The sequence below is a fragment of the Luteibaculum oceani genome, assembly GCF_007995015.1.
Lineage (GTDB): Bacteria > Bacteroidota > Bacteroidia > Flavobacteriales_D > Luteibaculaceae > Luteibaculum > Luteibaculum oceani.
On record NZ_VORB01000010.1, the window covers coordinates 66,653 to 87,689 of the forward strand.

Here is a 21,037-nt window from a genome sequence, read left to right on the forward strand (position 1 = left end):
ATTGCATATTTTTTCTTTTTCCTTTACCTCAAATCTGCAGCGATACTTTTTATGCAAATAGAACCCATTATCAATCAGCTAGTTGGGGATGATTTTATTACAGACTCCTTGGTAGAAAATATTTTTGTGGACTTCTATTTCCCCTCTCAAGGAAAGGCGATTATCGTTATGGAAGAGGCCCATGATCACCCTGATGCCTACTACCCAAAATCTATTGATGCAGCCCAATTAAAAAGCAAAGGCAAAGAAGTACTATTATTGTGGATAGATAATGCCACCCATAACACCGAATTAACTGCTAAACTGAAGGAATTTTTACAATGAGAATCTTAAGCTTTTTAAGCACCTCCCTCCTAGTTATCACTCTAAATGCCCAAAAATTACCGCAATACGTAAATGGAAAAGAAGCATATAAGCAAATTTTAAATGAGGAAATCCAATTTCCTCAGGTAAACCTCAAAACATTAGAATGCGGATACATTAGTACCATTTTTCATGTTGATGTTAATGGGGAAATTGATAGTGTGTTTTATAGAAATACTGGTCTGAATAATGCTTTTGACGAAAAAGTACAGGCCTTTGCGAGCAAGATTGAAAAATTCAACTCCTTCAAAGGTAAAAACGGAAAAGCCTCTTCTTATTTTGTATTCCAACCTGTAGGATTTTTGTTTTCAGATAAAGTTTGTCCTTCATGGAACAAGCTAAGTAGCGACTCTAATTGGGTTCATAAAGATTCTGTCTTTTACTATCCTGAACACAATATTTACCGAGACTCCCGTAATATTTCCAATATCATTTTTAGGGATAAAGGGCTGGAATTAGTTAACGATGGGAAGTATAAAGAAGCCATTAGCTATTTCGAAGAAGGAATGGCTTTTGAACCTGAAAATGACTTCTACCCTTACAACCTTGGTATTTGCTACTATCACATCAGAAAAATAGATAAGGCCTGCGAATATTTAAAAACAGCAAAAAAAATGGGCAATAAATACGCCAAGTCTGTTTACAAAGAAAAGTGCAATTTTTAGTCAAATAAAGTGGGTGTGGTACTCCCCCATTGAATGGGTGTTTTTCCCACTTTTAAAAGGTACTCATTACATTCTATAAAATGATTACACCCAAAAAATCCGCGGCTTGCGCTTAATGGAGAAGGATGCACCGCCTTTAATATCAGGTTTTTGGACTCGGGAATGTGAGACTCCTTTTTATGGGCATGGCTACCCCACAATAAATACACAAGGTTTTCAAACGTCCCTGCTAAATGCTTAATAACGCGGTCCGTAAATAGTTCCCAACCTTTATTTTGATGACTTGCGGCTTCTCCTGCCCTCACGGTTAAAGTGGTGTTTAACAAAAGAACTCCCTGATCCGCCCAAAAAGATAAATCACCAGATTTTGGAATATCAAACCGATATTCCAATTGTAATTCCTTGAAAATATTCCTGAGGCTAGGTGGGATTTTAACTCCTGGGTTAACGCTAAAAGCCAAACCATTTGCCTGGTTTGGTCCATGGTAAGGATCCTGACCAAGAATTACGACTTTTATCTCATGTGGGTCGCAATGGTTAAAGGCATTAAAAATTAACTCTTTCGGCGGGTAAATGGTGTTTTCCTTGCATTCTTCATTTAAGAAAACCATCAATTCTTTGAAGTAATCTTGGCTAAATTCCGACGCCAAAATATCCTTCCAAACGGGATTAATTTTTAACTCCAAGACCTTTGACTTTTACGATTATCCAGCCTAAAAGCAATAACCATGGAGTGCCATGCATAAGAAGGTCAAAGAAGTCCATAGCCTCCATTCCATTAGCACCACCCCAAACCCATTTTAATTTCCCCCAAATATGAGGTTCAGGTTTATACGGCGCTAACCCAAGGGTAAGACACAACATTACTATTACCGTTAAACCCTTGTCCTTCAGAATTTTTTCCATCTTAATTTTTCGATTTCTTGAATGCCTTCTTAAAGGGGTAAATCACCTGGTTGATAAATCCACTGGGATATTCCTCTACCTTTTCGAATCCCAATTCAATGTTTTTTCCAGACTTCGGAATATAGGCTGTACCGAAAAGGTAGTCCCATAGACTTAGGCTCAGCCCGAAATTAACCCCATATTTATGATTAGGCGGTAAATCCTTAGCGTGATGCCAAATATGCATCTTGGGGTTATTAAACAGATATCCAACCTTTCCATATCCCCATGGAAGGTTAGCGTGATTTAAATGCCCTATTAGTAGCGCAATTATGTGAACCAGGAAAAAATCGTCAATGCCAAACCCTATCATCGCCACAGGGATATATTGAATTGACTTATATACTACCGTCTCCATAAAATGAAAACGGAGATGTGCTGCAAAACCCATCTCCCGCACCGAATGATGTACTTTATGAAACTCCCATAGCCAGGGCACCCTGTGTAAAAGCCTGTGTACATTCCACTGGATAAAATCTACAAAGACAAAAAGAAAAAGATATTGCGTCCATCCCGGCCAAGATCCAATTTCTATCGCCACCAAATTCTCTAGTCCTAAGACAGCCAAAAATTCATTAAAGGCATCAACAAAAACATTGGATAGCGCATTGTAGACAATTAGTGAGAACAAAAAGAAGTTGAAAAACATGTAAAAGAAATCCAGCCAAAAATCTCTACGAATCAATGGCTGTCCTTTGCGCCACGGATTAAGGAATTCTAGGAACCAAACCAAGAGTGAAAGTCCTATCAACCAATAAAAGTAATGGTGTTCAGACCGTCCGGTTACTTCCATCCAAAGGTAATTTGCGTAATCCCTATAGGATCTGAATATAGTCTCAATAAAGCTACTCATACACCACTGTTCCTTTATTTAGCCATACCGACCACATTTTACTGTAGCCATGAACACTATCGGTAGGCTTCCCCTCTTTGTAAATGGGGTACTCTTTATTTACCCATTCGAAAATTCCGCCGTAAAGGTTATAAACTTGGGTAAACCCCTGTTCTTTCAGTGTTCTGGTAATTTTTTCGCTTCGCGCACCTATAGAACAGTATACAACAACCGGTGAAGATTTTTTGATATCCTCCACGCGTTCTATTTTAAAATCATCAAAGCCCACCCATTTAGCCTCTTTTATATGGGAAACTTCATACTCCCCTCGCTCGCGAGCATCGAGAAAAACAGCCTCTCCTTTTTGATGTAGCGTGTAAGCCGAATCGATAAGTATTTCCCGAACATCGTGTTTGAGCATACTATTCAGTAACATCCTAAATGCGAAACTGTCGACTTTTTTATCCTGCGCCATGCCTAATATTGGAAGGACAAATAAACATATAGAAAACAAAAATCCACCCATATTGCTAATATAGGTGGATCTCATTTTACTCATTAAACATTAGTTTTATTTAAGGAAAGCGGCCAGCATCCAGCAGATTTTCTCTTGGGCAGAAATGTACCCCGTCATAAGGTCTACTGTGGCTTCATCTCCTGCTCCGCTTGCCAGTTCTAGTACTTTTCTTTCTTGCGTTAGCAAAGTTTTAAAGTTGTCCAGTAAGGTGGATACCAATTCCTTATCATTCCCTGTGGTATCTACCTCCACTATATTACTTTCAGCTAAAATGTCCTTCAGCTTATGAATTGGCACATATCCTAGGGTTAGAACACGCTCTGCCACCTCATCAACATTCTCTTTGGCATTATTGTAGAGCTCCTCAAATTTCTCATGCAACGTAAAGAAGTTTTCACCTTTAATGTTCCAATGGGCTGCACGAAGATTTTGATAAAAAACGTGGTAATCCGCCAATAGCTGGTTTAGCTCAGTTGCCAAATTTTTAGTTTCCTTTTCTCCGAGTCCAATGTAGTTTTTATTCAAAGTAGTTTCCATAAATTCTATTTTTATTTTTCTGATTATCAATTAATTACACTGCTAAAATACAGGATATAAAGCCATCAGTCAAATTGATAATTTGTATATTCGTATAGATTTAAGCTATATGACACTAATTCAACTGGAATATGTAATTGCGGTTCACAACCACAAAAGCTTTAGCAAGGCTTCAGAGGCATGTTTTGTTACACAGCCTACTCTTTCTATGCAAATTCAAAAGTTAGAAGATGAATTGGGGGTAATCCTATTTGATAGAAAAAAGAAACCCATTGGAACTACGGAAATTGGAGAGATGGTTGTTGAGCAGGCAAGAGACCTAGTTAGTGGAGAGAAGGCTATTAAGGAGTTAGTATCTCAATATAAAGGAGCGATTGCGGGAGAATTAAAAGTGGGGATTATTCCTACGGTAGCCCCCTACCTCCTCCCTCTTTTTCTTCCCAATGTTATAAAGGCTTATCCAACCTTGAACTTACAAATTGAGGAAAAGACAACTGAGGAAATTATTGACAACTTACTAGCAGACCATATTGACATCGGAATCCTAGCCACACCATTGAGCAACCCTCGAATTACTGAATATCCACTATATTCAGAGGGAATGTATTTCTATGTTTCTCCGAAACATCCACTTTATCAAAAAGAAAGTATTGATATAAATGAGATAGATGGTAAAGATATGTGGTTATTACACAAAGGACATTGCTTTAGAAACCAGGTATTAAAATTGTGTGAGAGATTCAATAAAGATCACATCCAAGGCTTGGCGTTTGAAAGCGGATCCATTGAAACCATTATTAAAATTATTGACAGTCATAATGGGCTTACCATGATTCCCGAAACCGCTTTATTTACCTTGGCTCCAGAGCAAAAAAAACACGTAAGACCCATTGAAAAAAACCAACCTGGTAGAGAAATAAGCATTGTTGTTAGCCGGACCTATCTGAAAAAACAGTTAATCCAAGAACTGAACAACATGATTGTCGAAGCCCTACCGGCAACCCTTAAACATAATAAAGTTCGCATTTTAGATATCAATTAATTTCTACCAAAAATTTATAAACTATCGTTTTATTTTGTTAATTCGTCAAGCCTTTACCCTCTTCCAACAATTACCTTAAGATTTTACGAATTTGAATAACTAATTTTTATGGTCTAACCAACCATTGCAATTACCCATAATGGAAGAGATTCTAAGAATTCAAGCCATTGAGGAGCACGGATTTGATTATAACAAACCGAGCTCCGCATTCGAAAACATCGTAAACTTAGCGGCAGAAATGTTGGGTTTCCCAATGGCGGTGATCACCGTAATTGAAACCAATGAAATTAATATCTATGCTTCAAAGGGGGTACCGGTGAAACATATTCCAAGAGAAGCTGGGTTTTGTGATACTGCTATCGAAAAAGACTCTACCTTATACATTCCAGACACCCTTCAAAATGAACTTGCATCTAAAAACTCGCTGGTTACAGGTCCATTTAAGATTCGTTGTTACTTGGGCTACCCCATCACAATTTCTGACAAGTACCGCATGGGAACCTTGGCCCTTTTGGACCAAAAACCAAGGGAAGTCTCTCCAGAACAAATTGCACAATTCGAAAGATTAGGAGCAATTTTAGAAGACTACTTGGAGAATAGACGGCAGGAGTTAATCCAAGTTGAAAAAACTGAAGCCCAACTTAAATTATTCAGACAGTTTCTCGACAGTACGGATGATGCCATTTCCTATGTAGATAAGAATTGGAGAACGCAATACATCAATCAGGCGGGAAAAGATATCTGCAGATACATTTTTGGAAAATCTCCAGATCCAGGAGACTACAGTTTCGATTACATTTTACCAGAAGATCATGCGGATTTCAAGGTAGCCTATAAAAAAGTCTTCGAAGGAGAGCGTATCATCATGGAAAAAACAGTGAAGGAAAAAACTTGGACATTAACCTTAGACCCTGTTTACTCTGGTCCAAACGAAATTGTAGGTCTCGTGTACACTGTTTCCGAAATAACCGATCGCGTAACCAGACTAAATCAGCTTAACGAACACAACAAAATTTTAAAACAAATAGCCTGGGAACAAACACACTTGGTTAGAAAACCTGTAGCGAATATTCTGGGGTTATGCCAGCTACTTTTCGGCAAGCTAGATGGCGGTAAGGAGAAAAACATAGCTAGAAACCTGAAAATTGCCTCCGAAGAATTAGATAGCATAATAAGAAATAGCATAGACAACCTAGAAAGCACCCTAGATGTACAATCTAAAATGAAGAAATAAATCCCTTAAATCCCCGTATTCTCTCGTAGAATATAATGCCGTAGTAACATGACTGAGTTGTTGAAACTAAAATTAATTGACGAGCTTCAACTTAGCAAATCAACTCGCCAGGCGGAATTCGAGGAACTTGAGGAATTAGTCCACCTGGCCTCTGAAATAGCAGGCTTTCCCATTGCCGCTTTAACCATTGTTGAGGCGAATGAAATCAATTTTCATGTATCAAAAGGAATACCCTTTGAGCGTATTAATAGAGATCCTGGTCTATGCACCTCAGCACTAAATGGCAATGACATTTATTACATACCAGATACTCAAAGTAATGATCTGGCAAAAACCAATTCACTGGTATCAGGCCCCTTTAATATTAGAAGCTACATAGGATTTCCCATTACAATAGCCGAGAATTATAAGCTTGGAACCTTAGCTTTAATGGATCACGAGCCTAGAATAGTTGCCGAAAAGGATTTAAAAAGCATCAGGAAAATTGGAAAGATTATTGAAAGAGTAATCGCAAACAGAAAAAAACTGCTACAGGAACAATCCAAGGTTAAAGATCAATTGGATGTCCTCCGCACTTTTCTAGATAGTACTTCCAATGCAATGGCATATCTGGACAGAAATTATAAGATTCAATATCTCAACCAAGCATGCAAAGACATTTGTGTTGAATTATTCAATAAATCACCCGACCCAGGAGACAACGCATTCAATTACATACTTCCCGAAAATTTAGAGCATTTGAAAAAGTCCTTTAGAGAAGTTTTCAAAGGAAAATCACTTGAATTTGAGCAGAGATCAAGAGATATTCATTTAAAGATTCATCTAAATCCCGTAATGGGCACCGGTAGTAAAAAAGTTATGGGAATTGTAGTTTCTATACACGATAACACTAGAGAAATAGAAAAAAGAAGGCAGTTGGCAAAGCACAAGAAAATACTTGATCAAATTGCATGGGATCAAACCCATTTGATAAGAAATCCTCTTGTTAATATCCTTAGTCTGAGCGAATTAATTGAAGATAAATTAAAAGGAATTGGAGAAGGCATGCTGGCTAAAATGTTGCGGCAAACTGCCCAAAACCTAGACGATATTATTATCCAGACTTTTCAAAATGTAGAAAATGAACGGAACGCTAATCCCGATGATTCTCGTACTTAAAAAACATATTAAGCCAAATACTGCGAGATAAAGCAAATGCTAAGGGAAATAATAGCACCAATCCAATAATAATTAATGCGAGGTGTACCTTCCAACCTAAGGAAGCAAGGAGCAAGAAACTAAAGAGATAAATGGCCCCAGCAAAGCCAACAGTAAGTGCGTAGCTTACATAGGCTGCTCCATAAAAAAAGCCTGGCTCCTTGGCATACTTCAGTTTGCAATTTGGACAATCAGATTCCATTTTACCTACTTGTTTTAAGTTATAAATAGAGCTGGTAAACAAATTTCCCTCGTGACACCGTGGACATTTGAAATTGATAATACTATACAGTTTGTTCCCCTTTCCCAACATGCTAAAATTGTTTTTTGCGAAAATACATTAAGCAATAAAGGGAATAAAAAAAGGGAGGATAAAAATCCTCCCCTTGATCACTTCAGTCCCCACGATTGTATCGGTGCCCCATAACCCCAATTATCGATCCGATACAATCCTAAAGTGATTTCATTGGCTAAATGGAACCCAAATGTATATCCGATTAGGCGGTGAAAATGGAGAGTACGACAAAGCTCTTTTCGGAGTCGATAGTTTGCTTAAAAATCCGTTGAAATAAAAAAAGGGCCCCAACAGGCCCCCTTTTTTTGTTCTAGGTGTGTTCTTATTATTGAAGAACTATAGTTCCAATATCAACTTGAGCATTGGCATTAATTGCAACTCCGGTTTTAATTCCAACCATTTCTCCATGTTGTGCTTTTACTGTGTAGATTCCTTCGCTTACATTTTTAAACTTAAAGGATCCATCTTCATCGGTATAGGTAGAAAGGGTATCGTTAAATTGAGAGATCATCATTACACTAGTTCCAGATGAATCAGGTTGTACATCACCATCCACCGTAGCTCCTTGCTTTCTGTCGCTAAACACTCTAATTACTGGCTTTAAAATATACTCACCATTACCTCTTTCTTTAACAGATTGTCCAGCATCAAAGTCAAGGGTAAAGTCGTAGGTTAAACCAGCAGTAATCTCATGGTTAACTTTAATTTTAAGACCAGAGCTTTGTCCACTTGGTACTTTTAAGCTTTTAGTTTCTCCGTCTACAACAACAGTGTTATTTGCGCCAAGTACCAGTCTTATCTCCTTAAGTGTGTCCCCGGTTAATTCAACCTCACCAAGTAAGGTGTCTACACCATTGGTTAATTGTAATAGATCATAAACCCCAGGATTGATCGCAATTTCTGTGAATCCACTTGCATCGGTTTTTACTTCTACTTTTTCTATTTCTACGTTCACCGCATCGAAATCACCCGGTGCATCGGTTAGGTAGAAATTTGCCTTTGATGAATTAGGGCCTCCATTGTTGGACTTATCACAAGCCACAAAGGTTAAAGCCAAAATTGCCATTGATAAAAATTTCATTCTTCTGAGTAACATAGGTATTCGTTTTTTGGTTTCGCCTATACTAAGACAATGCCCGTGCCAAAACTCATGACTATACATCTAACGTATTGACTATCAATTATTTAAATAGATTATAATGCGATTACTACATTCAAATATCCTCTTTCAAAGTGAAAAGCTTTTTCAAAATGAAAAAATGTTTCTGGAGGTTTCGCTTTTATTACCTTGTGGAAATAATAATTCCCTATGCAGCTTAAATCCATATTCTTCCTACTATTTCTTACAGCAAAATTCTGCTTCGCCCAATCGCCGACTCCTCTGGATACTGGAATAACCATAAATCAACTAGGGAAAATAGAAGGACTCGCAGTAAAGTTGGAATATCACCAGGCAACCGATCAACTTATTTACGCAACAATTTTAGGAGACATCTACAGAATAGACAAAGTAGGTAATAGTTATATAAGCACCCTGTTATACACCAAGGAGGATCATGGAATAACCCAACTTCAAGGAATGGACTTGGAAGGCGACTTAATGGTTTTAAGTGGAAATCACTTTCCTCAGGAGTTTTATACCGTTGGAAGAATCGTTAAGGTGGATATTAGCAGCCCCAACTGGAAATTCGAGGTTTTAGCAGAAACGGTACTCTATGAAACCACTCCAGCATTTGATCATTTATTTAGCGGCATTAAAATAACTCGCGATAACCAACGCGTTATATGGTGTTCGGGTGCAAGGGGGACTCACGGTGAAATTCAAGACTATGATGGCCGATTCCCAAACATTAGAAACCACGCTTTTACCTCGGCTTTGCTCTCTGTCCCGCTTTCGGTAGACAGTTTCATAATTCAGAACGACAGTACATGGTTAATGGAGAACGACGTATTGTTTGCATATGGTAGCCGCAACTTTTTTGATTTCGACTATGCTCCAAACGGTAAGTTATATGCGGTCGAGAACTCTGGAGATAGGGACGACCCCGAGGAGATGAATGAAGTAATTAAAGGTGCTCATTATGGTTTTCCTTGGGATATGGGGGGAAATCTCAACCCACAACAATTCACCCCTTTCGATCCCAGTCAGGACAAAATGATTCATCCCGACTGCCGTGCTATGAATCTAGGTTTATTTACAAATGACCCTAGCTTTCCAAAAAAGCCGGATACCTTAGTTATTACACAAGGAGTAAAAAACTATGGGCCAGATGCAGATTATTTCCGAAATCCTGGTAGCGGAAAAATATTCAAGGCTTCAAATTTGGGAGGATACATTACCACTTTCACCGGACATAGAAGTCCACTTGGTTTTGAATTTGAAAAGGGCAACCTTTCTGATGGTCGGTACGCTGGAAAAGCTTTTATGCTAAGCTGGACACCAGGTGGGGATGAAAATAGATACGTAATAAAAAATGGAGACACCACCGGTTTAGGCACTTTTATCGACGATAGTCAGGATTTGGTGGTCATATCCCCAAAAGAGGGAAATAGTTTCGATGAAATTTATACCCACCAGCTTATTAAAGGATTCAGTTTACCAATAGACCTTGTAATCGCCAGAAATCGCCTATACGTTATAGAATATGGAGGCGCTGAGGGTAATTTATATGAGGTGCTTTTCACACCAACAACAGAAATTCAAAATATCGAAGAAATTCCTTCAATAGCACTTCTCCCCATACCTAATTACCAAGACACCTACCAACTAATAGGCTTAAGAGGCAAATCAATTGATATACAATTAATAGACAATTCAGGAAAGGTAATCAGCTTAAAAAGCAATTACCAAGAACGTGATTTACTGAGTCTTGAAACATTTGAAAGTGGTCTTTATTTAGTGGTTGCCTCTTATGGAAACCAAAAAATCTTTCAAAAACAGGTACGTAAACTTTAATTTACGTTTCTAATAAAAGTCACCAACCCCGCTAATCAGCGTCAATCTTTTACGATTGGGGATGAGGAAAAACGTCCAATTCCTCCTTCCCTAGAAGTTCATTTAAAATAGCCGAACAACCATTTTTATATACATCTCGTCGATAAATAGGATGGTACAGTCAAATCTTTTTACTTACTTTAAACCAACCTTAAACCACACCTTAAATCTTGCTTCGACCAAAGCTCAAATATTATCTTGGAATTTCACTACTTAGTTTCCTGATACTTATCAGTTCCAAGCTAAATGCGCAGATTTGCGATTCCGAAGTACCTGTAATTGAGGTCGACCTAAGCTCTAACCCAGATACTTCATGGGTAGTGCCCGATTTAGAAAGAAAAGGCACCTGTTGCGATGCCGCCAAAAACGCACCATGCGTTGCATTTAATATTACCCTGCATCCAGAAGCTACTGGAATAAATTTTGGAGTTTGCGAAGGTGCGGAGCCATCGGGTTCTTTATATTACCAAATTAATTGTGGACCAAAAACTCCAGTCGGAGAGCCCATATGCTTAAATGGAGAAGGACCACATCTATTAACCTTCTGTAAGCCTGGGAAAAACGAAAACACTTTTTGTATCCAGTCCATTCCTAGGCCATCAGTAGGAGATGATATTCAAATTCAGGAGGGTTGTAGTGGAGACCTATCAAGCTCTGGATATAAAGAAGATGAAATTACTTGGACCTCCGTTTTACCTGGAAATCGAGGTGATTTCGACTACCTACTTAGCTGTATTACTTGTCCTAATCCTCAGGTAAATTTAACTGGAGTTATACCAGATTCACTGTATTTTGAAATATCAGGACCGGGAGCTGGAGATTGTGGTGACTTAAACACTTTTAGGGATACCGTTCTAGTTGTGGTTTTACCGGGCCCTCGGGTTAATATAGTTCAGGAAAACAAGGTTCTATGTTCCGAAACAGAGGAGTTACGATTAACTGCCGAGATCAATGGTGGAACTCCTCCTTATAATGTAAACTGGAGCACTGGAGCCGCTGGCAATAGTATTTTAGTGGGCCCTGGAACCTATACAGTTTCCGTAAGCGATGCCAAAAATTGTGAGATTGTTACCGAAACTTATACCGTACTTCCTCCAAAGGAAATATCACTAAATCTAAGTTCAACACCTACATCTTGTAATGGAGGTAGCGATGGTTCTGCTACGGTTGTAATTTCTGGAGGGTACTCCCCTTATAGCATTTTATGGAATGATGCTCTAAACCAACAAACTGCTACAGCAACGGAATTGGTTGCTGGCATTTACGAGGTATTAGTAACTGATTCGGCTGGTTGCCAAGTTTCAGCACAAATCGAAGTTACAGAACCGGCCAATCCCCTTGAAATTACATCAACATCTATATCGGATGTCGATTGTTTTGGCGGCAACACAGGAAGCATAAGCATTAATGTTTCGGGAGGAACAAGCCCCTACAGTTACGAATGGAGTGGGATTTCGCATTCTGGCCCAAACCCCACAAACCTATCAGCTGGTTGGTACACAGTGGTTATTACGGATGCAAACGGGTGTACTCTTGAAGAAGCATTTCAAATCGAACAACCCGACTTCCCACTTGCTGGTGATTTAAACATCATGGATGTTCTGTGCAAGGGAGAAAATACGGGAGCTATTAATGCCAATTCCACCGGTGGCACGGATCCTTTCCGGTATAGATTAAACAATTCTGCTTGGCAAACAGACGGCACTTTCGAAAACCTGATCGCAGGAACATACACAATAGAAATTGAGGATGCCAACTCTTGTACTTTTGATACCGTAGTTACCATCTCAGAACCAGATCTTTTATCTGGAACAACACAGGGTTCAGCCCCAACCTGTTTCCAAGGTGCCGATGGTAAAATAACTGCTACCATCTCAGGAGGAACCACTCCCTATACTTTTCAATGGAACGATGGGCAAAATCAGACCACAAATACCGCAATAAACCTTAGTGCTGGAGAATACCAACTAGTTGTTACCGATGCGAATGGATGTATTTTAATTCTAAACGAATCTTTAGAAGAACCCACTCCTATTACCATTTCCTTTATTAAGTCAGACATTGAATGTGAGGGCGAAAACACCGGCTGGGCTCAAGCCAATCCTTCTGGAGGAACATCCCCCTATTCCTATTTATGGAACGACGCAAACAACCAGAAAACTAAAATTGCAAGTAATTTAATCGCCGGAACTTACAACGTTACAGTATTCGATGCCAATGGATGTGAGGGAACGGGTTCGGTAACGATTAATGGACCCGCAGAACCACTAAGAGCCGAGGTTGTCGCTAAAACCAATGTTGCTTGCCATGGGGAAGCAACTGGAGAAATCACCTTAAATGTTTATGGCGGTTCTCCTGGTTATACCATAAATTGGAATGACCCAAATACTCAAACAGGAAATAAGGCGAATAATTTAGTATCAGGATATTACACCGCGACCATTACCGACCAAAATGGATGTGAAATTGTTATATCGGAGCTTATTTCCCAACCTGCATCTAAGGTGCTTCCCAAACTACAACTGATTAAAAACCCTTCTTGTACGGGGAAAAATGACGGAAGTTTGTTGGCAGATGCAGAAGGCGGAGTCCCCCCCTATTCTTACCTGTGGTTGAACACTGGGAATTCTAATCAAATTGAAAATAATGTAGGAGCCGGTTCTCATTCCGTGAGAATAACCGATGCCAATGGCTGCGACACCACCCTATCAATTGTTGTAAATGACCCACCACCGCTAACCGTAAGTGCGCAAACACAACAAAATGTAAAATGCCATGGTGGCTCAAGCGGAATTGCTCTTGCTGAAGCTGCTGGGGGAACCCCAGGATATAATTACCAATGGAATGATCCAAACCAACAAACTGGCCCAACTGCATCCAACCTTACTGCTGGTACATACAAAGTAACTGCAACAGATAATGCGGGTTGTAGCGCTGAAGCTACCGTGGTTATTTCCGAACCTAATTCACCGGTAATTATTCAGTTAGTAGATATAAAACACAATGATTGTAAGGGGAACAACGATGGATACATCGAGGTAACAGCCTTCGGTGGTACTGCGCCCTATTCCTTCCAATGGAACGATGTAAATAATTCTACCACCAAACGAATTGAAAACTTAAAAACAGGCACATATACCGTAAGGGTAAAGGATGCTAATAATTGTCAGGTTTCGGCTTCGTACACGATAAACGAACCTCAAAACCCTCTTTTTTCGGATGTTACAATTCTAAATCATATTGATTGTTTTGGTAATGCAAACGGTGCAGCTACCGCAAAGGCTTTTGGTGGTTCCCCCCCTTATCAATTATTTTGGTCTCCCTCTGGAATGACCACCGATACAGTCTACGGCTTAGGACCTGGAATCCATGAACTAAGTGTAGTTGATAAAAATGGATGCTCCTACAAAACCGAATTCGAAATCAGCCAGCCCAGCGCTCCACTTAATGGAATTGTAAATAAGATAAATGACGTAAAGTGTTTTGGAGGATCCGATGGAAGTTTAAGCGCTGAAATCTCGGGAGGAACACCACCCTACACCTATCAATGGGACGACAATAACAACCAAACGGGAAGTACCGCATTAAACTTGGCTCCAGGTACATACACCGTAGTTATTAAAGATGACGCAGGATGTGAAATCCCTTTATCTGGAACTATAAATCAACCTCCAGCCCCTTTACAACTTAGCATAGACGTAGCGGCAGTAAAATGTAAGGATGGTAATTCTGGAATAGCAACAGCCAACGTTACTGGAGGTACAGCCCCTTATATCTACCAGTGGGATGACCCTCAAAAACAACAAAGTGCAAATGCTATTGATCTAAAGGCGGGCAGCTACCAAGTAGTAGTTGTGGACTTTAATGGTTGCGAAGTTCGTGGAACAGCTGTAATCACTGAGCCTTCTGAAAAATTGAGTTTACAGTTATCACCCCAGTCACCTAGTTGTTCTAACTCGTCAGATGGACAAATTGTAGCCACCGTAAATGGAGGTGTTTCTCCATACACCTACCAATGGAATGACGCCAATAATCAAACCACAAGCACCGCTACGGGACTTGTTAAAGGTGCTTATCAGGTTACCGTGATTGATGCACAAGGCTGCGAAATTGTTGGTGCATCAACGGTTGAGGCCCCAAATCCTTTGGAATTAAATATCAAGTATTCCGAAGTGGTTTGCGCAGGTAGCAACAATGGCCATGTTGAGGTGGAGGTAACAGGTGGAACCCCTCCTTATATCTACAATTGGGATGATGAAAACGGAACAACAGGTTCTAGCGCTTCTGGTCTTCCACCTGGAACTTATCAAGTTCGAGTAACCGATAGCAAAGGTTGTTTTGAACAACAGGCGGTAACATTAAACTCCACGGTAGCAACTGAGATTAGACTTAAAACTGTGGACCCAACCTGCAATGGTATAGCAAACGGTAGAATAGAAAGCGAAATTATTGGTGGATCTGACCCCTATAGCTATTCATGGAGCCCAGGTGGGGAGCAATCTAAAAACATAGTAAACAAAGGCCCTGGGAACTATGAGTTAACAGTAACCGACTTTAATGGATGTAAATACACCGCCTCAGCACAATTGGCTGAACCAAATGCAATGGTTCCTAATGTTGATTTAACCCATGAGTCGTGCTTTAATAAATCCGATGGACAAATTCTGATAACGATAACTGGTGGTTCGGAGCCATTTAATTATGCCTGGTCAGACGACGCTTCAAGAACAACATCCTTTGCTCAAAATTTAGCTGCAGGAACTTATACCATCTCGGTAAGAGACCAAAATAATTGTACGCTCAACATTACAGATGATATAATTCCTGCAACGGAAATTAACATTGATATCACGCCTCAACACATTGCGTGTTTTGGAGATAACAACGGTGAGTTAGCTGCACAGGTAAGTGGCGGGGTCGCCCCCTATAGCTATCAATGGAATGACCCAAACTCACAGACAGGAAATAAAGCTGTATTACTTGCGCCGGGTAATTACGAGCTAACAGTTTTAGATCAGAATTCTTGTGTTAAAAAAGCTAGTAAAGAAATTTCACAGCCTTTAGAGCCCTTAAAAGCAACCACACAAGTTAAAAACCTAAGCTGCTATGGAGATAATTCGGGATGGGCGGAGGTACTGGTTAAAGGTGGCACACCTCCCTACCTATACCTTTGGAACGACCCCAATAACCAGTCAGGCGCTAAAGCAACACAACTTACAGCGGGTAATTACACGGTAAACATTACCGATGCTAATGGATGTAAACTGGTTAAATCGGTGGTAATAACCGAACCCAACTCTCCTCTAACCCTTTCTCTCTCTGGTAATACCATCTCATGTAAAGGCGATAGTTCTGGAATAGCAAGCGCTGCCGTTAGTGGTGGTGTTAAGCCATACTCCTATTTATGGAATGACGAAAATGCTCAAACAACTGCGGTGGCCACGAACCTCAAAAGTGGAAATTATGTGTGCCAAATAACTGATGCTGCCGGATGCACCATCTCTGGAAATATTTTTATTCAAGAGCCAGATGAATTTTTAAATGTTACCCATACCACTTCAGATGTTGACTGTTTTGGTGAAAATACTGGATCCGCATCACTCAATATTTCTGGCGGACTGGCTCCATACGATATTTCGTGGAACGATCCTGAAAACCAGAATGGAATTACGGCTAGCAATTTATTGGCCGGTAATTATCTTGCTGAAATCACAGATCAAAACGGATGTAGAATAAATGAGTTGGTGGAGATTAAGCAACCATTTAGTGCATTAAAATCCATTTTCACACCAATTGCACCTTCTTGTTATAATGGAAATGATGGAGAAATAACGGTAGAAGGAGTTGGCGGAACTGGTCCCTACAATTTTCAATGGAGTTTCCCTGTTTCATCAAACAGTCAAACTATTACTAACCTTGTTTCTGGTTCTTATACGGTTGAGTTAACCGATGCTAAAAACTGTAGTAGAGTCGACTCAATTTTCCTTAATAACCGCGATTCACTGTCTGTAAGCCTAATTTTAGATCACGTTAAGTGTGGACAAGGAAATAATGGTAAAGCCATTGCTCAGGTGAACGGAGGAACCGCACCCTACCAGTATTTTTGGAATAGTGAAGCAGCTTCAAACGAAGTAAGAAACGGTCTAAATTCTGGTAACCATACTATTAGGATAGAAGATGCTAACGGCTGTGTAAAGCAAAAATCTTTCGAAATAAAGGAGCCGCCAATTACGCTTAGAATTTCAGTACAAAGTAGAACAATTCGCTGTTTTGGCAGTAAAACAGGGAAAGCATGGGTAAATATTACAGGTGCATATCCACCCTATAATATTACCTGGAGTGATCCACAACAACAAAAAACTGATACTGCCTTTGGACTTGCCGCGGGACCGTATAAAGTTATAGTTAGTGATAGATTTGGCTGTTTAGATTCAGCTCTGGTAACCATAACCGAACCAGAGAAACCTGTTTCCGCAGTCACCTCCTCGGTTGATGCAAAGTGTTTCAACGAAGCCAATGGTTCAGCCGCGGTTCAGGTAGACGGGGGAACACCTCCGTACCAATACCAATGGAATGATATTAACAAGCAAGTTTCACCGGTTGCTGATAATTTATTGCCTGGGGAATACTTCGTTAAAATAAAGGATGACAATGGCTGCGAACTAATTGAAAAGGTAGAAGTTGGCGGACCAATTAGCCCGCTGCAAATTAGCTTCTTTAAAAAGGATGTATCCTGTCTTGGAGGAAATGATGGCAGCGTATTGAGTTACGTAAAAGGAGGTACAAAACCATATAGCTACAAATGGGATGCTCCCGGAGAACCAATCGACTCTGCATTAGAAAACCTTGCTGCTGGACAGTATAAATTAGTTGTTACGGACGCAAATGGATGTTCCACAAATGCCTCAATCAATATTAATCAACCTAGCCAAAAGCTAGAAATTGAAATAAAGCCAACACATAACAAGTGTTATGGAGATTCTCTTGGAACTGCAGAAGCTACTGTATCGGGTGGAATTGCACCTTACCAATACTTATGGAACGATAGTAGAAACCAAAATTCAAGGCTAGCCAGTAGCTTACCCGTGGGGATTTACCAAGTGGAGGTTACAGACAGCAGGGGTTGTAGCTCATTTGAGGAGGTGGAAATTAAAGCACCAGGCTCCCCTATTGCCATTGTAACCAATTCTACCCCGGTAAGCTGTTTCGGATTTAACGATGGAAAGGTTGAGGCTCAGGTGAGTGGAGGAACTTCACCGTACGAGTACAGCTGGAACATTCCTTCGGGAAATGCAAGTGCACATGAAAATCTATTCGCTGGTAGATATTGGGTAAGGATTGTTGATGCTAACGGTTGCTTTAAAGTGGATACTGTGGAATTAACCCAGCCTTCTCCCCTTTCAGCAAACATTGATAAAGGCAACTTAACCTGCTATAATAGCAAGGATGGATTTATAAAGGTTTCTCCCATTGGCGGCACACCTAACTTCAGCTTCCTTTTGGATAATACCACCAGTTCTAATAGTGGGGAATTTTATAATCTCAATGCGGGGAATCACGCTGTAGTGGTAACTGATAAAAACAATTGCACCTACGAAAGAAGTATCCTGATCAACGAACCTGCTCCTATTGTGGCGGATACAGTAATCCAGGATGTTCAATGCTTTGGCCAAGAAAACGGTGGTGCTAGAATTCAGGTAATTTCGGGTGGAACCGAACCTTACATGATAGGGTTTAACGGTGCTAACTTCGAAGATACTGCCATCTATAAGGTAAGTGCATTAGGACCTGGGAATTTCTTTTTCAGTATTTACGACGCAAACGATTGCCCCTCTAAGGTGTTCTTTAATATCCAGGAACCAGGTCCACTAGACATAACGGCATCGGCTGATGATACCCTATGTGCTGGACAGTCCAGAACTATGGCTGTTGCCCTTAGTGGTGGTACAGGTTCATTAAAAGCACATTGGAACCACAATTTAGGAAATGGCTATAACCAGGTTGTTAATCCCGATACTACAACTAAATATCGCGTGTACGGAACAGACGCCAACAATTGTTACAGTGGAATTAAAGAGATCACCCTCTTTGTGCGCAATGCGGCGAAAGAATCGGTAAATATTGTAGCACCCGATACGCTTTGTACCGATGTTCCTTTTACGATTTATGGTACTCATGAATCAACAGTTGGCCCTTATGAGTTTATTTGGTCTCCAGATTTAGGAAATGATTTAGGCCCTTACTCCCATTCTATTGATGCTAATACAGAATTTGAACTTAAAATTGTAAACGCTTGTCTGGATACCATTTCTGCAAACAAACTTGTAAGAACCACGCCGTCACCCAAATTATTTCTGCCAGATACCATTGCTCAAGACTGTGCTCCACTAGAAATAGTATTGGTAGATACAGTAAATAAAAACTCAGCCTACTTAAATTATACCTGGACGCTAGAAAGTGGAGAGATGTACAATACCAACCCTTTCCGTTATCAGTTTGATAATCCTGGAGAGTACGAATTGGATTTAACCATTAGTTCTGCCTATGGTTGTAACACCAAGGCTTCACAACCCTACAAGATATTTGTTAAACCCAGCCCCATAGCAAATGCAAGTTCAGATAAAATTAGCACGAGCTTACTTGATCCTAAAATTCAGTTCTTCAACCTATCATCCGGTTATACTTCCTTTATTTGGGACCTACCCAACGGTAACTCAAGCCAAGAAAACAACCCCGTTGTAACCTTCGCCGATACTGGAAACTATATAGTAAACTTGGGCGTACTCAACCAATTTGGATGTTTCGATGAATTCCAAATAACGGTAAGAGTAAATCCATATGTAAGCTTTAAAGTACCCACGGCATTTACTCCAAACACACAGGGAGGAAATGGCGGATACTACAATAAAAATGATTTAAACAACGATGTTTTCCACCCAACAGCAGATTTCGTAAACAACTTCAATATGAAGATTTTTAATCGCTGGGGAGAATTGGTGTTCGAATCCAACGATATTCACAGAGGTTGGGATGGATATTACAAGGGAAAACTTTCGCAGCAAGATGTTTACATCTGGAAAATAACGGCTGGCTTTGTCACCGGAGAGGTAATTGAAGAATCTGGAAATGTAACCCTGATATGGAAGTAGGTAAAAAACTACATATCATTTTAGGTCTCGCTCTGGTTCTATGCTCTTCATGGGCTAAGGCTCAGGAGGTTCAGTATGCTCAATTTTATAACGATCCGTACCAGCTAAACCCTGCACTTGCAGGAGCTAGTAAATACAACCGGATCGGATTGCATTACCGCAATCAGTGGCCCGGAATTAAAAACAACTACAAAACGTATAGCGCTTACGTTGACAAAAGATTGGCAGGAATAAACTCTGGAATAGGCCTATATGTTCTAGAAGATGTAGCTGGCGATGGTGCCCTTCAGTACGACTATATAGCAGGCTCTTACGCATACGGTTTAAGGGTAAACTACAACCAAATGATACGCTTTGGTTTGCGTACAGCCTTAGCCATGCGAAGTATTAATTTCAATAAACTGGTTTTTACCGATCAGTTTGTACGAGACAACGCCCCAAGTACCATAGAAGGCTTTGATAACAACCAGGTATCCTACCTAGATTTTAGCTTTGGTATTGAGTACAAGCTCAACAAGCAAAATTTACGTTTTGGCTTTGCTGCCGACCATTTAACTCGTCCCAATCAATCCTTTACAAACACTAAAAACCATCTTCCCATACGTTACTCGGCATACGTATTGTACGACATGGTCATAAAAGGTAACACATCCCAAAAAAGCAGTTCCTACGTTAGTTATGCTGCTTTGTATAAGGCTCAACTATCCTGGGATCAATTGGATTTTGGAGCCATCTATCACTACGACGCCATGGAATTTGGGTTATTCTACAGAGGAATTCCTGGGTTAAAAGCTTACAAACCAGGCTACGCTAATAATGAAGCATTTATTGGATACATCGGTTTTCAGTGGTTAAATATCCATTTTGGATACAATTACGACTTTTCCATGTCCAAACTGGGGAATATTCAGAGCCATGGTGCACACGAAATCACAATGATTTTTGCCTATGGATTTAATCCCAAACGCAAAAAACCAAAAAGCATCCCCTGTTCCGATATCGTAGGAACTAGTATGGTGAAAAAGGCACGTTTCTAATTCCTTGCAGCCAATTAGCGAATTCGCTAATAAGCTAATTAGCCAAAGCGATTACTCGGCTTCGCCTCGTGATCCCAAGGGCGGTAGCTTCAGAAAAAGGCAGTCCACTTTCGTGTCCTTGCTTTTTTGCTTTCACGAAAACCCTCAAGCCTGCGGCAGTCTGCCTATTAGCCACAGGGATTACTCGGCTCCGCCTCGTGATCCCTAGAGGTGGGTGCTTCAGAAAAAG

The 21,037-nt window shown here is 40.1% G+C and carries 15 protein-coding genes; 8 read left to right on the forward strand and 7 right to left on the reverse strand.

Features of this window, described 5'->3' with window-relative positions:
- Positions 1 to 51 precede the first annotated feature (51 nt).
- Positions 52 to 324 (forward strand): hypothetical protein, encoded by a 273-nt coding sequence (locus tag FRX97_RS10730; RefSeq protein WP_147015215.1) that lies wholly within the window; start codon positions 52 to 54, stop codon positions 322 to 324.
- Complete coding sequence (locus FRX97_RS10735; RefSeq protein WP_147015216.1) at positions 321 to 1,028, forward strand: tetratricopeptide repeat protein; 708 nt, start codon at positions 321 to 323, stop codon at positions 1,026 to 1,028. The genes FRX97_RS10730 and FRX97_RS10735 overlap by 4 nt, the downstream gene beginning before the upstream one ends.
- On the opposite strand, the gene ung is transcribed toward FRX97_RS10735, so the two are convergent.
- From ung to FRX97_RS10760, 5 genes are read right to left on the reverse strand one after another with little or no spacing between them, the layout of a single operon-like run.
- Positions 1,025 to 1,714, reverse strand: a complete 690-nt coding sequence (gene ung, locus FRX97_RS10740; RefSeq protein WP_147015217.1) for a uracil-DNA glycosylase — start codon at positions 1,712 to 1,714, stop codon at positions 1,025 to 1,027. The genes FRX97_RS10735 and ung overlap by 4 nt on opposite strands.
- Entirely contained in the window at positions 1,698 to 1,934 is a 237-nt protein-coding gene (locus FRX97_RS10745; protein WP_147015218.1) for a hypothetical protein, read from the reverse strand. Before FRX97_RS10745 ends, ung begins: the two co-directional genes overlap by 17 nt.
- A 1-nt stretch (position 1,935) precedes the next feature.
- Positions 1,936 to 2,826 carry a sterol desaturase family protein gene (locus FRX97_RS10750; protein ID WP_147015219.1) on the reverse strand — a complete coding sequence of 297 codons (891 nt, stop codon included), beginning with the start codon at positions 2,824 to 2,826 and terminating at the stop codon, positions 1,936 to 1,938.
- Entirely contained in the window at positions 2,819 to 3,364 is a 546-nt protein-coding gene (locus FRX97_RS10755; protein ID WP_147015220.1) for a rhodanese-like domain-containing protein, read from the reverse strand. Before FRX97_RS10755 ends, FRX97_RS10750 begins: the two co-directional genes overlap by 8 nt.
- Before the next feature lie 12 nt (positions 3,365 to 3,376).
- Positions 3,377 to 3,859, reverse strand: coding sequence for a Dps family protein (locus tag FRX97_RS10760; protein ID WP_147015221.1), 483 nt, complete (start codon positions 3,857 to 3,859; stop codon positions 3,377 to 3,379).
- Positions 3,860 to 3,968: 109 nt separating this feature from the next.
- Between FRX97_RS10760 and FRX97_RS10765 the strand changes: the two genes are divergently transcribed.
- The 3 genes from FRX97_RS10765 to FRX97_RS10775 all read left to right on the forward strand — a co-directional run bounded on the left by FRX97_RS10765 (position 3,969) and on the right by FRX97_RS10775 (position 7,293).
- Positions 3,969 to 4,901, forward strand: coding sequence for a hydrogen peroxide-inducible genes activator (locus FRX97_RS10765; RefSeq protein ID WP_147015222.1), 933 nt, complete (start codon positions 3,969 to 3,971; stop codon positions 4,899 to 4,901).
- 139 nt (positions 4,902 to 5,040) lie between these two features.
- On the forward strand, positions 5,041 to 6,135 hold the full coding sequence (locus FRX97_RS10770; protein ID WP_147015223.1) for a GAF domain-containing protein: 1,095 nt from the start codon (positions 5,041 to 5,043) through the stop codon (positions 6,133 to 6,135).
- A gap of 48 nt (positions 6,136 to 6,183) precedes the next feature.
- Positions 6,184 to 7,293 (forward strand): GAF domain-containing protein, encoded by a 1,110-nt coding sequence (locus FRX97_RS10775; protein WP_147015224.1) that lies wholly within the window; start codon positions 6,184 to 6,186, stop codon positions 7,291 to 7,293.
- Here FRX97_RS10775 and FRX97_RS12500 read toward each other — a convergent pair.
- Both FRX97_RS12500 and FRX97_RS10785 read right to left on the reverse strand, forming a co-directional pair.
- The gene (locus tag FRX97_RS12500) at positions 7,268 to 7,645 is read right to left on the reverse strand and encodes a DUF983 domain-containing protein (RefSeq protein WP_147015225.1); all 378 of its coding nucleotides are present in this window, start codon (positions 7,643 to 7,645) and stop codon (positions 7,268 to 7,270) included. The two genes, FRX97_RS10775 and FRX97_RS12500, sit on opposite strands and share 26 nt — an antisense overlap.
- 307 nt (positions 7,646 to 7,952) lie before the next feature.
- Entirely contained in the window at positions 7,953 to 8,708 is a 756-nt protein-coding gene (locus FRX97_RS10785; protein WP_170227114.1) for a DUF4382 domain-containing protein, read from the reverse strand.
- 228 nt (positions 8,709 to 8,936) lie between these two features.
- Between FRX97_RS10785 and FRX97_RS10790 the strand changes: the two genes are divergently transcribed.
- The 3 genes from FRX97_RS10790 to FRX97_RS10800 all read left to right on the forward strand — a co-directional run bounded on the left by FRX97_RS10790 (position 8,937) and on the right by FRX97_RS10800 (position 20,808).
- Positions 8,937 to 10,583 carry a T9SS type A sorting domain-containing protein gene (locus FRX97_RS10790; protein ID WP_147015227.1) on the forward strand — a complete coding sequence of 549 codons (1,647 nt, stop codon included), beginning with the start codon at positions 8,937 to 8,939 and terminating at the stop codon, positions 10,581 to 10,583.
- Positions 10,584 to 10,792: 209 nt separating this feature from the next.
- Positions 10,793 to 19,771 (forward strand): T9SS type B sorting domain-containing protein, encoded by an 8,979-nt coding sequence (locus tag FRX97_RS10795; RefSeq protein WP_147015228.1) that lies wholly within the window; start codon positions 10,793 to 10,795, stop codon positions 19,769 to 19,771.
- Positions 19,762 to 20,808, forward strand: a complete 1,047-nt coding sequence (locus tag FRX97_RS10800; RefSeq protein WP_147015229.1) for a PorP/SprF family type IX secretion system membrane protein — start codon at positions 19,762 to 19,764, stop codon at positions 20,806 to 20,808. Before FRX97_RS10795 ends, FRX97_RS10800 begins: the two co-directional genes overlap by 10 nt.
- Positions 20,809 to 21,037: the final 229 nt, after the last annotated feature.

Bases quoted from the DNA above. Each gene is read 5' to 3' on its own strand.
- FRX97_RS10730 (WP_147015215.1), top strand. From the start codon at position 52: ATGCAAATAGAACCCATTATCAATCAGCTAGTTGGGGATGATTTTATT.
- FRX97_RS10735 (WP_147015216.1), top strand. From the start codon at position 321: ATGAGAATCTTAAGCTTTTTAAGCACCTCCCTCCTAGTTATCACTCTA.
- FRX97_RS10745 (WP_147015218.1), bottom strand. From the start codon at position 1,934: ATGGAAAAAATTCTGAAGGACAAGGGTTTAACGGTAATAGTAATGTTG.
- FRX97_RS10750 (WP_147015219.1), bottom strand. From the start codon at position 2,826: ATGAGTAGCTTTATTGAGACTATATTCAGATCCTATAGGGATTACGCA.
- FRX97_RS10755 (WP_147015220.1), bottom strand. From the start codon at position 3,364: ATGAGTAAAATGAGATCCACCTATATTAGCAATATGGGTGGATTTTTG.
- FRX97_RS10760 (WP_147015221.1), bottom strand. From the start codon at position 3,859: ATGGAAACTACTTTGAATAAAAACTACATTGGACTCGGAGAAAAGGAA.
- FRX97_RS10765 (WP_147015222.1), top strand. From the start codon at position 3,969: ATGACACTAATTCAACTGGAATATGTAATTGCGGTTCACAACCACAAA.
- FRX97_RS10770 (WP_147015223.1), top strand. From the start codon at position 5,041: ATGGAAGAGATTCTAAGAATTCAAGCCATTGAGGAGCACGGATTTGAT.
- FRX97_RS10775 (WP_147015224.1), top strand. From the start codon at position 6,184: ATGACTGAGTTGTTGAAACTAAAATTAATTGACGAGCTTCAACTTAGC.
- FRX97_RS12500 (WP_147015225.1), bottom strand. From the start codon at position 7,645: ATGTTGGGAAAGGGGAACAAACTGTATAGTATTATCAATTTCAAATGT.
- FRX97_RS10785 (WP_170227114.1), bottom strand. From the start codon at position 8,708: ATGAAATTTTTATCAATGGCAATTTTGGCTTTAACCTTTGTGGCTTGT.
- FRX97_RS10790 (WP_147015227.1), top strand. From the start codon at position 8,937: ATGCAGCTTAAATCCATATTCTTCCTACTATTTCTTACAGCAAAATTC.
- FRX97_RS10800 (WP_147015229.1), top strand. From the start codon at position 19,762: ATGGAAGTAGGTAAAAAACTACATATCATTTTAGGTCTCGCTCTGGTT.